Source organism: Labrys sp. LIt4, assembly GCF_017813775.1.
Classification (GTDB): domain Bacteria; phylum Pseudomonadota; class Alphaproteobacteria; order Rhizobiales; family Labraceae; genus Labrys; species Labrys okinawensis_A.
Genome location: NZ_JAGIPY010000003.1, coordinates 226,169 through 240,985, shown reverse-complemented (window position 1 = coordinate 240,985; position 14,817 = coordinate 226,169). Strand labels below are relative to the sequence as shown.

General features: G+C 60.5%; 9 protein-coding genes. 4 read left to right on the top strand and 5 right to left on the bottom strand.

Annotated features, from left to right (window positions below; translation table 11 throughout):
- Positions 1-88: 88 nt before the first annotated feature.
- Entirely contained in the window at positions 89-880 is a 792-nt protein-coding gene (locus J8I29_RS29960) for a response regulator transcription factor (protein ID WP_245196759.1), read from the bottom strand.
- 595 nt (positions 881-1,475) lie between these two features.
- Here J8I29_RS29960 and J8I29_RS07025 point away from each other — a divergent pair.
- The 3 genes from J8I29_RS07025 to J8I29_RS07010 all read left to right on the top strand — a co-directional run bounded on the left by J8I29_RS07025 (position 1,476) and on the right by J8I29_RS07010 (position 8,941).
- Positions 1,476-2,633: a helix-turn-helix domain-containing protein gene (locus J8I29_RS07025; protein ID WP_209431094.1), complete on the top strand. Its 1,158-nt coding sequence runs from the start codon at positions 1,476-1,478 to the stop codon at positions 2,631-2,633.
- A gap of 196 nt (positions 2,634-2,829) precedes the next feature.
- A complete protein-coding gene (locus tag J8I29_RS07015; RefSeq protein WP_348535988.1) occupies positions 2,830-7,974 on the top strand; it encodes a PAS domain S-box protein in 5,145 nt (1,714 codons plus the stop codon).
- Positions 7,928-8,941: a diguanylate cyclase gene (locus J8I29_RS07010; protein ID WP_105865085.1), complete on the top strand. Its 1,014-nt coding sequence runs from the start codon at positions 7,928-7,930 to the stop codon at positions 8,939-8,941. The genes J8I29_RS07015 and J8I29_RS07010 overlap by 47 nt, the downstream gene beginning before the upstream one ends.
- Before the next feature lie 153 nt (positions 8,942-9,094).
- Here the strand turns inward: J8I29_RS07010 and J8I29_RS07005 are convergent, their stop codons facing one another.
- The 4 genes from J8I29_RS07005 to J8I29_RS06990 all read right to left on the bottom strand — a co-directional run bounded on the left by J8I29_RS07005 (position 9,095) and on the right by J8I29_RS06990 (position 14,442).
- Positions 9,095-9,739, bottom strand: a complete 645-nt coding sequence (locus tag J8I29_RS07005) for a response regulator transcription factor (protein ID WP_209431091.1) — start codon at positions 9,737-9,739, stop codon at positions 9,095-9,097.
- A 753-nt stretch (positions 9,740-10,492) separates the two neighbouring features.
- The gene (locus J8I29_RS07000) at positions 10,493-12,184 is read right to left on the bottom strand and encodes a cellulose synthase operon protein YhjQ/BcsQ (protein ID WP_105865083.1); all 1,692 of its coding nucleotides are present in this window, start codon (positions 12,182-12,184) and stop codon (positions 10,493-10,495) included.
- A 343-nt stretch (positions 12,185-12,527) separates the two neighbouring features.
- Positions 12,528-13,685 carry a glycosyltransferase family 1 protein gene (locus tag J8I29_RS06995; RefSeq protein ID WP_209431090.1) on the bottom strand — a complete coding sequence of 386 codons (1,158 nt, stop codon included), beginning with the start codon at positions 13,683-13,685 and terminating at the stop codon, positions 12,528-12,530.
- Between the two features lie 166 nt (positions 13,686-13,851).
- Positions 13,852-14,442, bottom strand: a complete 591-nt coding sequence (locus tag J8I29_RS06990; protein ID WP_348535987.1) for a sugar transferase — start codon at positions 14,440-14,442, stop codon at positions 13,852-13,854.
- A 4-nt stretch (positions 14,443-14,446) separates the two neighbouring features.
- Here J8I29_RS06990 and J8I29_RS06985 point away from each other — a divergent pair, with 4 nt between their 5' ends.
- Entirely contained in the window at positions 14,447-14,785 is a 339-nt protein-coding gene (locus tag J8I29_RS06985) for a hypothetical protein (protein ID WP_181161356.1), read from the top strand.
- Positions 14,786-14,817: the final 32 nt, after the last annotated feature.

Below are 14,817 nucleotides of genomic sequence, written 5' to 3'. Positions count from 1 at the left end.
TCAGGACCCGAGATTGGAACAGTGGCTGTCAGGCTATACGATACTTCCATTGCTCTCGAGCATCAGGCTTCGATAATCTCTTACCCTTCTATGGCGACTGAAAGAGTTCACTGGTCATGCAGACGAGTTCGGTTCTGTTGCGGGCCTGAATCTTCTTCATCATGTTGCGGACGTGAACCTTCACAGTGCACTCGCTCATATTGAGTTTGTGAGCGATGACCTTGTTCGGATCACCCTTGCGCAGATTTTCAAGCACGGTCAGCTGGCGCTCGGTCAGCAGGGCAGAGGCGCGCTTCTGCGGTTTGGCCTCGGCCGCAGGCGAACTGGCGCCACGGGCGGAAAGCAGGCTGCTGGCCGGAATGAACGTGCCGCCGACATTGACGAGATTGACGGCGCCGATGGTCACGTCGAGGTCCAGGCTCATCGGAACGTAGCCCTTGGCGCCACGTTCCAGCGCCGCCACCATGCCGGAAGGATCTTCCACGTCGGAAATCACGATGACGCGGGCATCGGCCGCAGCTTCCAGGATTGTATCCAAACCCTGGTGGAGCGCAGCCTCGGTCGCTTGGCGACCGGTCGCACACAGCAGAATGATTGGCGCAGTGGTTTTCGCCGCGGCATTCTGCCATTCCCGGATGTTTTCATAGGCGCGGATTTCGAACTCGCTGACGGCATCACCCAGGCAACGGGTCAGGCAATCGCGGGTGAAGGTGTTGTCGTTGATAATGCTGATCGCGGCTTTTTCTGCCACGATGTCCTTGTCCTCGCGGACGGACGGAGCTTCCTTGCTACCCACGTCGAAGACCCGCCTGTCGCGCTGGTACTGCAGGGGCCGCCGCCTGTCGAGGATGGTGGAAGCGTCTGTGAGGGCGATGTTCATGTTCAATCCGCAACGTGTTGGTACTATGCTGACTAAGGGGCAAGTTATGCGAGATCGATGATTTGGTCGTTAGCTCGGAGTCCGCAGACATAGCAATGAGTACAAATTCTGGGGCAATCTGGCTCGGACGTGGTAGAGAAATGACTCTAACGGCGTAGGCGCCCATACACCTTGCCCGGGCAGGGGCGGCGGCAGAGATCGAGGATTCGGGCCTTTTGCCGTATGCGTGCCTACTGCTTGAGCGTGCCAGCCACGAGGCGGGCGACAGAGAAGGCGGCATTTGCGATAGAGATGTGCTTCTGTATAATTGGAAGCAATTTCTGCATCCAATCCGAAAGGCGGTATGATTTTATGAAATATCCCTTGGGCAGGCTGCAACCTTACCGTGCGACATGCGGCCAATGGCAACAGGGAGGATGCGAGAATCCACTTGTGCGCAAGGTAAAAAAGGGAGGACAAAATAGTCTGAAAAGTCTCTTTTGAAGATTTCCGTTGTTGTTCATAATTACGAGTGCGGCCGCCACCTCGAGGCGCCGTCGGCAAGGTATAAGAGCTCCGGACTTTGTGAGCCTGCCGCGAAAGCGAGGAAAGCAAAATGGACGATGGTGCGCCCCGCAACGACCAGCAGCCGGCTTCCGGAGCACCGGCTCCACGCTCAGGCAAGGAGCGCCGTCGTTGGTCGCGGCAACCCAGCGGGCAGCAACATGACATTCCGCCGCCGCCTCCGGCGCTGACGCCCCTGATTTTTTCGACAGAGGCGTTTCCGGCGGGTGATCAGTTCGCTGCCTGGCAAGGGCTCAATGCACCGCTTGTCGATCTGACGCTGCCCGACGGGGTGACGGCGCAGGATGGATTTGCCGCGCGCCAGGTCGCGTGGAATCTCGGCGGCATGCTGGTCGTGCAGCAGAAGGCATCCGCCCACAGCTATCATCGTTCCGCGGCCAAGCTTCGCTCCAGTCTTGTCGATCACTGGGCGATCATCTTCAGGCGCGAGGGAAAAGCCTGGACCGAAGTCGGCGGGCGCGTCGCCGAGAGCCAGCCGGGAACGGTCGAGATTCGCTCCCTTGCCCATGCCTTCCGGGGGAGGATGCTGGACTCGCAGAGCCTGACGCTCTACTTGCCGCGCGATCTTTTTGCTGATTCCTCTGCAATGCTCGACGCAAACAACAATCGGATCCTGTCGCGTAACCTTGCCGGCCTGCTGATCAGCTACGTCGACAGTCTGGAGGCACGGCTGAGCGAGTTCAGCAAAGATGACCTGCCCGGTGTGGTCAACGCCACCAGGGACATGATCCTGGCTTGCATGGCCTCCACGGAGGAGTGGGCGGCGGTGGCCACCAAGCATGGAACGGTGGCTGCGATGGAACGTGCCCGGCGCTTCATCCGCAACAATCTGCAGACGGCCACCATTACCCCTGAGTTGCTGTGCCGGGAACTCGGCATTTCGCGAACCCATCTCTATCAATTGTTCGAGCCGAGCGGGGGCGTGGTTCATTATATTCAGAAACAGCGCCTGCTTGCCGCCCATGCGGCGCTCAGTGATCCATCGGACCGTCGCCTGATCGCCGAAATCGCCGAGAGTTTCGGCTTTGCCTCCGCTGCCGATTTCAGCCGCGCCTTCAGCCGGGAGTTCGGCTACAGTCCGCGGCAGGCTCGCAGCGCGCCCGCGCCGAGCCGTGTGATGAAAGAGGGGACGCTGGACGCGGACGGCTTGCCATCGTTCGAGCGCTGGCTCCGGGCTTTGGGAAGCTGAAGCGTTTTGCGATTTGACGGAACCGCCTGCAATCACACTCACGCCATCACATGACGTAACGGAGCAAAGCGCATTCAGACTTGAAGGCGCGCGGCTTCAGGTGACGGTGGCTCGGTGTCACGATCGATTGGCGATGATGCTGTGTCTTGCGTGATGGACAGCTTTTTCACGCAATGTGTTTCAAAGGAAAGCAGGCATGTCTTCGAATAGGCGGAGCGGCGAGCGGCAAATGGGTGATGCGGGCGAGATCAAGCCGGCCATTCCTGCTGCCGTCCTGGAGGGATGGGCCGCTATCGCCGATATTCTGGCGGGGCTCCTGGAGCACACGGTCGCATTTGTCATGCAAGGCGTCGGCCAAGGCAGTGAGATCGTTGCCGTCGGCCGGGAGGCCGATGACGGTCATCGTCCTGGTCCGGTGCCGGACCGAAGCGCCCTGGAGCATTTCAGTAAAGTGGTTGCACGCGCCTCCGACGCTTCCGCCGGCGGAGACAGACAAACGGGAACAGTCACCGACATCGGGGCAGGGCAGGCCTTTCTTGGTGCACCGATCTATGGGCCGAAGGGAGAGATTTTTGGGGCGCTGGTGGTTCAAAAGCAGGATGAAGCCGGATTCCCGCCAGCCTATCAGCGCCTGCTGATCCGTTTTCGAAACGAGATCGAGCATGACGTGAGATTGCTGTTCCAGACTGGCAGCGACATGCCACGCGACGACAAACGGATCGAAACCGAAAGGCGGCTCGGCGACGATCGCTTCAACTTGCTGCTGGAACATGTGGCTGACGACTTCTTCGTCCATGACGATCAGGGAAGATTCCTCGACGTCAACCATCACGTGACGCTCAGCACCGGTTTCAGCAGGGAAGAGCTCCTGCAGATGTCGGTTCCCGATATCGTCGAGGATTTGGACTTGGAATGGGCCAAGGGTGTATGGGCAGAGGCCGAACCGGGCGTGGCGCAGACGCTTTACGCCAGACATCGCCGCAAGGATGGTTCGCTTTTTCCGGTCGAGGTCCGGCTTTCCTGCCATCTCCATCAGGCCAGGAAGACTTTTTTTGCCACCGTGCGCGACATTAGTGAGCGGATAGAGGCCGAGGACGCCAATCGCCGGCACAACGCCGAGCTCGAGGTCAGGGTCGCCGAGCGCACGGCCGAATTGCGCAAGAGCACCGATCTGCTGCAGGCGGTTTTCGATGGCACCACGGATGCCATTTTCCTGAAGGATCTCGAAGGCCGGTTCGTGATGCTGAATCAGGCGACGGCCCGATTCCTCGGCCGGCCGGCGGCTGAGATTCTGGAGCGGGATCTTAGGGACGTGGTCGATCCGGAAAATGCGGCCCGCATCCTGCGGACCGATCGGGAGATCATGGCGCGCGGCAAGGCCGTCACCATGGAGGAAAGCTTCATCGTCAATGGCGTCAGGCGCCATTTCTTCGTGACCAAGGTTCCAAGGCGCGACGAGAATGGCGAGGTGATCGGTCTGATTGGCGTTTCGCGTGATGTCACGGACATCCGCGCCACAGAAACGGCGCTGCGTCACAGCGAAGCGCGCTGGGAATTCGCGCTCAATGGCGCGGGCGACGGTTTGTGGGACTGGGACCTGCGCACGGGGCACGTCTTCTACTCCCGGCAGTGGAAGGCGATGCTGGGGCATGCCGAGAGCGAGATAGGGCCCACCCTCAACGAATTCGTCGATCGCATCCATCCGGACGACCTGCAGGCGAGTTGGGAAGCGGTGGAACGGCACATGCGCGGCGAGGCGCCCGATTTCGTCATCGAACTGCGCATGCGGGCCAAGGACGGGTCCTGGCGCACCATTCTCGATCGCGGCAAAGCCATCGAGCGCGATGAGGACGGCTCTCCCCTGCGCATCATCGGAACCCATACCGACATCACCGCGCGCAAGCAGATCGAAATGGAATTGTCGGCGCGCGTCCGCTGGCTGTCGGAGATGATGGAAAACTTGCCGATCGGAGCCGCTTTCGTGACCGATGACGGCATTCTGGTCAACCGTGCCATCGAGGACCTTACCGGTTACGGCAGGGAAGAGCTGTCGAAGCCGGATGCATGGTCCAGGCATTTTGGCGATGATCTGTTCGAGGCTCTCGCCTCCGGGGAGAACGGCGATCGCGCGGGCCGGACCTATCACACCGGGCAGCACAGTTTCTTTCGCAAGGACGGCATGCTGCGCTTGGCCGAAGTGGCCGCTGCCAGGGTTGGCGACCACGCCATCTGGCTCATGCGCGATGTTACGGACAACAAGGAACTGGAAGCCCAGCTCAGTTCCCTCGTCGACAATCTGCCGCATGGCGCTGTCTATCGCCTGGTGCAGACACCCGACGGAAAATTGTCGCTGCCCTATGTGAGCGCCGGCATCCTGGCTCTGACCGGCGTGCCGGCCAGCGAGATCATGGAACGGCGAGGCGCCTTCACTCAAACGATCCATGAAGACGATCTGCCCCGCTACAACGCGATGCTGGAAGTTTCGCTCTCGCGTGGCGACGTCTTCGATTGCCAATTCAGATGCAGGACGCGCGATGGCCGCGTTCTCTGGCTGCATTGCCGGTCCGGGCCGCGCTATCAGGCCGATGGCACGGTGATCTGGGACGGCGTCATGCAGGACATCACCGCCCGCAAGCAGGCGGAGGATCTCATCGTTGCGCTCAAGGAGCGCATGGAACTTGCGATCAGGGTCGGCGGCGTCGGCATATGGGATATGAACGCCCAGGAGCAGAAATATATCTGGGACGACCAGATGTACGTCCTCTACGGGCTGGAGCACGGCGCTTTCGACGGCAGCATCGAGCGCTGGCTCTCCTTGCTGCATCCGGACGATGTCGACCGGGTGTTTGCACAATGGCAGGAGGCCACCACGGAGACGGGCGCATTCGAAAGCGAATTCAGGATCGTGCATCCCAGTGGCGCCATCCGGTACATTCGGGGGCAAGCCAAGGTCTTTCGCGCCGATGATGGCTCGGTATTGCGCGCTCTGGGGATCAACCAGGACGTCACCGAGGAAAGGCGGACCGCCCAGGCTCTGATCCAGGCGCGCAAGGCCGCCGAAGCGGCTCAGGAAGCCAAGGGCGAATTCCTGGCGGTGATGAGTCACGAAATCCGTACGCCGATGAACACGGTGCTCGGCATGACGCGGCTGGCGCTCCAGGCCGAGCAGGATCCCAGGCAGCGCAATTATCTCGAAAAGATCAGTGCCTCGGCGCAGACGCTGACCTCCATCCTCAACGACATTCTCGACTACTCCAAAATCGAGGCCGGCAAGCTGGAGCTGGAGGAAAGCGAATTCAAGCTGGAAGCCGTTCTCGAATCGGTCTCCGCCGTGACCGCCATGAAAGCCGAAGAGAAAGGCATCGAGATCATCTATGCCGTGGCGCCCGATGTGCCCACGCGCCTCGTCGGCGACTCGCTCCGGCTCGGACAGGTGTTGATCAATCTGGTGAACAACGCCGTCAAGTTCACCCACAAGGGCGAGATAGTGGTGTCGGTCGATGTCGAACAGGCGACGGCCACCAACGCCATCCGGCTGCAATTTGCCGTACAGGATACCGGGATCGGTCTCGATGCCGATCAGGTCGCCGGTTTGTTCCAGGCTTTTACGCAGGCGGAGAAACACGTCTCGCGCCAATATGGCGGAACGGGCCTGGGACTGGCCATCTGTAAGCGTCTCGTCGAAGGCATGAATGGGCAGATCTGGGTTTCGAGCACGCTGGGCAAGGGCAGCACCTTCTATTTCACGGTCGAATTCAGATCGCCTCAACGCGCTGCTTCGTATGACGGTGTTCTGCGTTCCAGTGAATTGAAGGGCAAAAGGGTCCTGATCGTCGATGACAATGCCAGTGCCCGCGAAACATTGGCGGGGATGGTGCATGATTTCGGCATGGAGACCCATGTCGTCGGCTCCGGCAAGGCCGCATTGACGGCGCTGAGCCAGGCCTGTGAACAGCAGCGGCCTTTCGAAGTCGTTCTGATGGATTGGCGTATGCCCGGAATGGATGGCCTGGAAACCGCGGGGCACATCAAGAACGACGCGAGGCTGAAGAGCACGCCGGCCGTTCTGATGGTGACCGCCTATGGCCGCGAGGAAGTGCTCCGGCGGGCCGAGCAACTCGGCCTGCACGGCGTGCTCGTCAAACCGGTCACCGTGTCGGTGATGTTCAACACCATCGTCGGGGTCTTTCACGGGACCACGAGCAAGGCCGCCACCGCTTTGGACGAGCAGGCGGACAGGGTCTTGCCGCCGCAGCCGCAGGACGAATTCCTGGAGGCTCTGGCTGGCCGGCACATTCTGGTGGTTGACGACAATGCCTTCAATCGGGAAGTCGTCGGCGATTTCCTGCAATTGGCCGGCATGAGGGTGGATACCGCGGTGAACGGTCTCGATGCCCTGGAGAAGCTGGAAACGGCCACCTATGATGCCGTCCTGATGGACGTTCACATGCCGGAAATGGACGGTCTGACCGCCACTCGCAGGATACGTGCGCAGGAACGCTGGGCTTCGCTGCCTCTGATTGCCCTGACTGCCCAGGCCCTCACCAAGGATCGCGAGGCCAGTCTCGCGGCGGGCATGAATGCGCATCTGACCAAGCCGATCGACGAGACAGCCCTCTTTCGGACGTTGGCGGACTTGCTTCCTGCGCCCTCTCCATCACAGGATTCCGAAGACGGGCAGGCCCCCCGCACTGCGCAGGCAGATGGCGGTCAGGACATTTTCGCATCCGTCAGCGGGGCCGATCTGTCCGCGGCTCAGAAGCGTCTGGGCGGCAGCCGCGAACGGCTGCAGCGTCTGCTCCAGGGGTTCGTTCGTGACTTCAGGGAGGCTCCCGCGCAACTCCATCAATCCGCCCTGCGGGGGGATACCGGAGCCGTTGCAGCGCTGGCGCATGCCGTCAGAGGGGCGGCTTCCTATCTGGATGCCCAGGAGCTGTGTGCGGCTGCAGCCGATATCGAGGAGGTTTCCCGTCGTGGCGACCTCGACGAGCTCCGGCTTCTTCTTCCCGCATTCCGCGACAGCCTGGCAGTGCTGCTCGGCCAGCTCGATCGCCTTGCCACAGAAGCTGTGGCAGGAAGGGCAGAGCCGGGGCACGATGGCCTGCGCAAGGTCATAGGGCTCATTGCAGCGGCCAAGCCCTTGCTGCAAAGCGGTGACTATGCCGCCTATGCCATCCTGGATCAGATCATCGCCGAGTTGTCCGGCAGCGTCGAGATCGAAAGAGCGAGGGCAATCCTCGGTCATTTCGAGGAGCTCGAACTGGCCGAGGCGGAAAACCTATTGCAGCAATTGCATGCCGATCTGGAACAACAGGTGTTTGAAAGATCTCAAGGTGAGTGACGCTTTTCTGCAAACGGTGCTGATCGTCGACGATGACCGGATCAATCGGGCAGTATTGGCTGAGCTGCTGCAGCGTGAATGCCGAATACTCCTGGCGAAGGATGGGGAGACCGCTCTTCAGCGCGCGCGGGACGAACGCAGCATCGACTTGATTTTGCTCGATGTCTCGATGCCGGGCATGGACGGCTACGAGGTGCTTCGTCGGCTGCGCTCCGAGCCCCAGACCGCCAATATTGCGGTGATCTTCATCACCGCCCTCACGAATGAACAGGACGAAGAGCGAGGGCTTTCGCTGGGCGCTGCCGACTATGTCGTCAAGCCGATCAGCCCTGCCATCGTCAAAGCCCGCGTGCGCAACCATCTCAAATTGGTGGCGCAGCGCAACGAACTGGAGCGTCTGTCGGAAAAGGACGGCCTGACCGGCATTGCCAACAGGCGCTATTTCGACAAGGCCTTCGAATTGGCGTGGCGACATGCCATTCGTTCCGGTGAGCCGCTCAGTGTCGGCATGATCGATGTCGACCACTTCAAGGAATATAACGACCATTATGGTCACGGTGCCGGCGACGAGGCGCTCCGGCAGGTCGCCCAGGCCCTCGAGCGTGCGGCCGGGCGGCCCTATGACGTGGTGGCCCGGTATGGCGGCGAGGAGTTCGTGATGCTGCTGCCCGGCCTGCACGAGTTGGAGCCGTTGCTTGAAAGGCTGAGACGCGCGGTGCTCGACCTCAATCTGCCGCACGCCCGGTCCCGTACGGCCGAGGTGGTGACCATCAGCTGTGGCGGGGTGGTGGCCTTCGTATCGCAGACGGATAAGCCTGCCGCATTGCTGGGATGGGCCGATAAATTGCTGTACCGGGCCAAACAGCAAGGACGCAACCGGGTGCTGGTCTGGCAGGGGCAAAAGGAAGGGCTCTTCCTTCCGCTGGGGCAGGGCATGGCGAGCAAGCCGCCGGAAAGCGCCGGATGAGTGCAGGATGCGGAGGGCGGAAATGCCGGTCGTTCAAATGAAGAACGGAGCCGGCCGCCGAAACAGCTGCGGCTCCGATGGACGGGGAACGGAGCCGTCGTTCTTCCCCCTGGCTTCCTGGCCGGACACTCGCCGACGAAGAGCAGCCCCTCGTCAAGAAGACCGGGCAATATCCAGGCTCAGGCGTTGCATGTCCGCTGCATTATGGAGCTCATAACCCTCGGCGCGCAGGATTTCGCGGGATTTATGCGCAATTGCCGTGCGGCTCTTCACCTTCAACTTCTTCATGATGTTGCGGATGTGGACCTTGACGGTGCTCTCGCGCAGGTTGAGCTCCGTCGCAATGGCGGCATTGGACTTGCCTCGGCTGACGGCTGCAATGATCGACAATTGCCGTGGGGAAATGCGCGGATAGTTTCGGCCGGGCTGTTCCTGGCGAGCGAGGGAAGGCTCGGACGCGGCCCGGATCAGACTGGCGGCGGGCACGAAGACCCCGCCGGCGATGACTAGCCGCGTTGCCTCGATCGCCACTTCGGCGCCGAGTGTGCTGGGAATGTAGCCCTTCACACCGAGATCGAGAGCCCTGAAAATGCTGGCGGGATCCTCGGAGTCCGACAGGATGATGATAGCAGCCGGCGGGGTATGCGCGGTTGCTGCGGCCAGGGAGGACAGATCACTCGGAGCCTCACCCTCGCAGATGATGACAAGCGAAACTTCTTCGTGTTTGTCCGCGGCGGCATTCCATTCGTCCAGCCTGGCGAATGGAAGAATTTTTCGTTCAGGAAATTCTACCGCCAAGACGCGACTTAAGCAGTCGCGCTGTAATGTCTTATTATTGACGATGGCGATTTGTCCTGGTGGACTGCTTACTACCATGGTGGTGCCATATGATTGACCAGGTTGCCTCAAGGGCACCGAGGAAGATAGATCTATCGGACGCAATTTGGACACTTCACAAAACGTATGGACGGACAGGGTAGGACCGAACTCTAGCCAAAGGGCAGCCAACTACTGCCGGGGATGCCGGACTGAACAAAACGTCCCCTGGATCATGAATTCGCCCGTTATCCGCTGGTCATGCCTGGCAAAAGCAGGATGTTCCGCGAAGGAAAGACTTGTGAATTGCCGCCACCTCGGCGATTCAGTCCGGTATTTCCTTGGTCTAGAGCACTGCAATGCCATCATGAGCACCTGCAGAATGTTGCAAGCTCTGCTCCAATTCAATCTAGCAATGTTGATAGCTCGTGAGCGGAAGGTGGGACCGATTTAGGTACTATCTAATTCGAAGGCGGTACCCCGAGCTGGATCGCGGCGAGGGCTGGGGTAGAGAGAGACGCCGATTGGCGTGGTGGCGGCGACAAATGGTATTGCCGCCGACATCGATAGGTTTTTCCGGGCAGCCGGCCGGTTTCCTTGTCGCGCCGGTCGGGTGAGCCCGCTCCTCCCAAGAGGGGGGCTCCCGGAAATCGCAAAGACGGCGAAACGACGAATCAGGCTTCCTGAAAAGTACTGCGCAAGGAAGCGACGTCGCGATAAACTTGGTATTTCGGGTCAGGAACGCGGGCGACGCAGGAGCACTGGCCAGTCGCGCCTCGGCACTTTGTTGAGCACCGCGCCCATCACCTTGCCATTGGCCTGCTGGAGGGTATCGAGCGCCTCCGTCACGTCGTCGCTGGTGGTGCGGCCTGCCTCGATGACGAAGATCATCGTGTCGAGAAGTGGCGCTACCGCCTTGGCGTCGGAAGACAGGCTCATGGCTGGCAGATCGACGATGACACAATCATAGGCATTCAGCGCCTTGAGCTGTTCCTGCATGACGGATGAGCCGATAAAGAGATCGATATCGACCGAGCCGCCGGCCCTGTTCGCGGGAATGAAGTCGAGTCGAGGCGCCAGGTTGATCGCGGACGCCGTGATCTGCTTGCCACGCTGCTGCAGAACTTCGCTCAGCCCGTAGCGGGCGTCAGGGGCATAGTGGCGGCTCAGCGCGTCGTCGCGTAGATCGCAGTCGATCAGCATGGTGTGGCGGCCGCTCGCGGCAAACAGGTGAGCCAGGTTGGCGGCGATAGTGGACTTGCCTTCATGGGGCAGGCACGATGCAATGCCGATGACACGCGCCCCGGAACTCTGCTCCTTGCCCATGATCGCCGTTCGCACGGCTCTCAGGCTTTCGGCGAAGGGAGAGAGCATGCCGGCCTGCGAGATCGCATAGGCGAAGTAGTTCTCACCCGAACTGGCCTGGCGCCGCTTGAGCCGCAGCGATTTGATCGCTTCCACCAGCGTTTTTGGCAATCTGGCCAGATACCGGCGGAAATCCGCGAAACTGTGCGGCAAGCCGGCGCCGCGCTTGTCGGTCGCAAAGGGGATGATGCCGATGCAATTGAGACCGAGCTCCCGCTGGACATGCCGCTTGGCCCGCAGCGTGCGGTTGAGCGTATGAAAGATACTGACCGCGCCAAGGCCCGTCAGCAGGGAGAACGAAGCTGCCAGCAGCAGGATCAGCCTGGTTTGCGGAAAGCTTTTGGAAAGCGGTTCGGCCGCGGAACTGATGATCCGGGCGTCGGAGGCCGAGAACTGGCGGTCAGGCAGGACGCCCTTGCGTACAGCTTCCTCGATAGCCTGCTGCTGGCCCTTGATCTCGTCGATGCGCCCCTGCAGCCATTCATTGTTGCGCTGCATCGACAGCGACTTGGCGTCGATCTGGTCGCGGATGAAGGCGGCAGTGATCGAATTGGCGATCGAGGCGGCCTTGGTCGCGGATTTCGACCGGTAGCCGATCTCCAGCACCAGGGATTGGCCGATTCGGCGCACCGTGACGCGGTCGCTGAAAGTGGCGAAGGCGGCCGCGTCGTGACGCTTAACCAGATCCGGCGTCACGCCCTGGGCCGGCAGCGGACCAACGAACTCGGGGTCGTTCTGCAGATTGAGCGTTTGGAACACCAGGCGCAGAACTCGTTCGGACTTGACGATCTGGATTTGGCTCTCGATCTGCGAATTATCGAGGTTGGTCTGCAGGAGGCCGGGATCGACCCCCTGGGAACTCGAGAACGAGCTTCTCGGCTCCAGAATCACGAAGGAGGCCGCATAAAATTCCGGCGGCGTGCTGACGATATAGATGATCGCGGCGACGACGCAGAGGATGAACCACAGCACCAGGCCCCGGGCATAGCGCATGATCTCGACGAGAATGTCGCGCAAGCCGAAACTCGTGGGCTGATCATTCAGCGGCCTGAGATAGAGCATGTCAGCGGCCTCGAACCTTCAACAAAATCCATGAACAGGGCGACATTAGAACGACGGGACCGCGTGCAATCCCAACGATCCGGTTCGAGCGCGCTCGAACGTTTCACATTGTAGAAAGCCCGGAAGCAGAGCGCTGCCGCGCGACCAGTTCCGCGCCGGCAGTGCAGAGTTCAGGTCGAATGCCGCGCTTATAGAGTTAGGGAAGGAATGTCGCAATGCTTGGCTCGCAATACTATTGGTCATGATCACGAAAGGTTTGGCCGATTGGCGTTCGCAGCGCGCCAAGCTCAAATCACATACCGAAAACATGTTGCGGCGATGGCATGACTTTCCAAAAAAGATGTCATGCTTTTCCGGCGTGCCTCTCGCGGATGAGGTCGAGATAGCCTTGGGCCGATTTTCGCCATGAAAAGGCTTCGACACGCTTGCGCCCCTGTTCGACGAAGGCGGAGCGCAAAGTGTCGGAGGAGGCCAGGCTCTGGATATGCCGGAGCCAGGTCGCGGGTTGGTCGGGCGGCGCCAGCAAGGCGGCCTCACCGCATACTTCCGGCATGCTGGCCCGATCGGATGAAATCACGGGGCAGCCGAGTGCCATGGCCTCGATGATCGGCAGACCGAACCCTTCGGTGAAGGAGGGAAACAGCAGGCACAGCGCGCCTTGCAGCAAGGCTGCCAGGTCGTCATCGTCGACGAAGCCCATGAACCGGACATTCGGAGCGGGAATCCCGTGTTCTTCCGTGGCAAAAATGCTGGATTGGCCGCCGGTCACGACAATGTCGATGCCGAGTTCGTCAAGGGCTTCGGCGAGCTCGAGCACCATGGCGACATTCTTATGGCGGGCGCGGCTGCCGATGATGAAGACATAGGGACGCTCGAACCGGTGCTTGCTGCGAATCGAGGAGCGGGATGCATTCCAGCGAAAGACATGCTCGTGGCCATTGGGCAGAACGACAATGTCTTCGCGAGCGATCGGCAGATGGCGCGCAAGCTCGCCCGCCGAGAAATGCGAGACGGTGGTGATCGCGGCGGCGCGTCGGACCAGCAGCGGCAGGAGCGTGCCGTAGACGGCGCGAAATGCCTTGCTGTAGCTCGCCGGCATATTCGCGACATTCGCATCATGGATGCAGACGATCTGCCTGCGGCGTGCGACGGGTCCCAAATTGCACAGATTCAGCAGGAACCGACGATCGAGCGTGGGCAGCGTCATCTGTTCCCAGAAATGCCCGCGCAGGCGCTGGGATCGCTTGGTCTGGATGGCCCGATAGGCAGGCGCCTCGCTGCTGCCGGGCAAATAGAGGCTGGCTCGTCCTCCCTGCTCCTGCAGGAGGTCGTCGATATGCGCGGTGATTTCCCGCGCATAACGCTGCACGCCGGTGACCGGTTGGGTGAGGAAACGCCCGTTGATCGCAAAGGAAAGCGGCTCGGTCATGGTGGCCGAAAGAGCTCGTGGGGCGGGAGCCGTGTCAATTGCGCTCGACTGCGGCAGTGTGTCGATGTTCATCGCAGGCATTCCCCTTCGATGCAAGCAACCTGAGGACCAGCGTGCGGGATGTCGGCCGAGACAAGCCACAACAGTCAAAAAAAGAACGCCCGAAGTCGGTGGTGCTTCGGGCGCAAGGCTGACAGTTATTCGATCGCTTGAACTGCGGCCGACTCTTGAACCAAGCTCAATAGGAGCCGGAGGGACGCAGTACGGCGGGGATCGTCTTCAGGATGATGACGATGTCGCTCCACAGGCTCCATTCCCGCACATAGCGGACATCGAGGCTGACGCGGTGCTGGTAGGACACGTCGCTGCGACCGCTGACCTGCCACAAGCCGGTGAGGCCGGGACGCACCTTGAGATAGTCCTCGATATGGGCGCCGTACCGCACCATTTCGTCGCGGACGATCGGGCGCGGGCCGACAAGGCTCATGTCACCCCGGATCACATTGAGGAGCTGGGGCAGCTCATCGATGCTGGACTTGCGCAGGAACTGGCCGAGCGGCGTGATGCGCGGATCGTTCTTGAGCTTGTGGGTCTCTTCCCATTCCTGGCGGGCAGCACTGTTGGCAGCAAGGTGCTCGCGCAGCACTTCGTCCGAGTTGGTTACCATCGAACGGAACTTCAGGCAGGGAAAGAGTGCGCCACCACGTCCGACGCGGTTGTGCCGAATGAAAATCGGCCGGCCCTGAAGGACGAGCAGCACTCCGAGCAGCAGCACGAAAAGTGGCATTAGGAAGACGAGTGCAGCCGAGGCAGTGACGATATCGAGCACGCGCTTGCCTCCTCTTGCCAATTCCAGGGATAGGCCGCTTTTTTGCCTATTTGATTGGAACAAGGAAGCATCGTCTTTGCCGGGTATACGGCTAAGATTGTTCGAGCTAGCCAAGTTTTCCATCTCTCGCCTCGGTCAGAGTGCTGCATTACGTTATGGTATTCATCCCGGGTGGCACTGCCGTTCAGCATATTGCGCTGCGGCAGCCAAAACAAAATCGGACTTGGTACGGCGTTTTGAAGTTTTTGCCGACGTTCTTAAAAAACAAGCCGAAACGTGTTTTGATTTGGATGAATTTATTGATCCTGAATTGCTGAATTTTGTGTTGGAAATCAAGGATTAGAGCTGTTGGAATTTGGGGGGGTTGGTACCTAC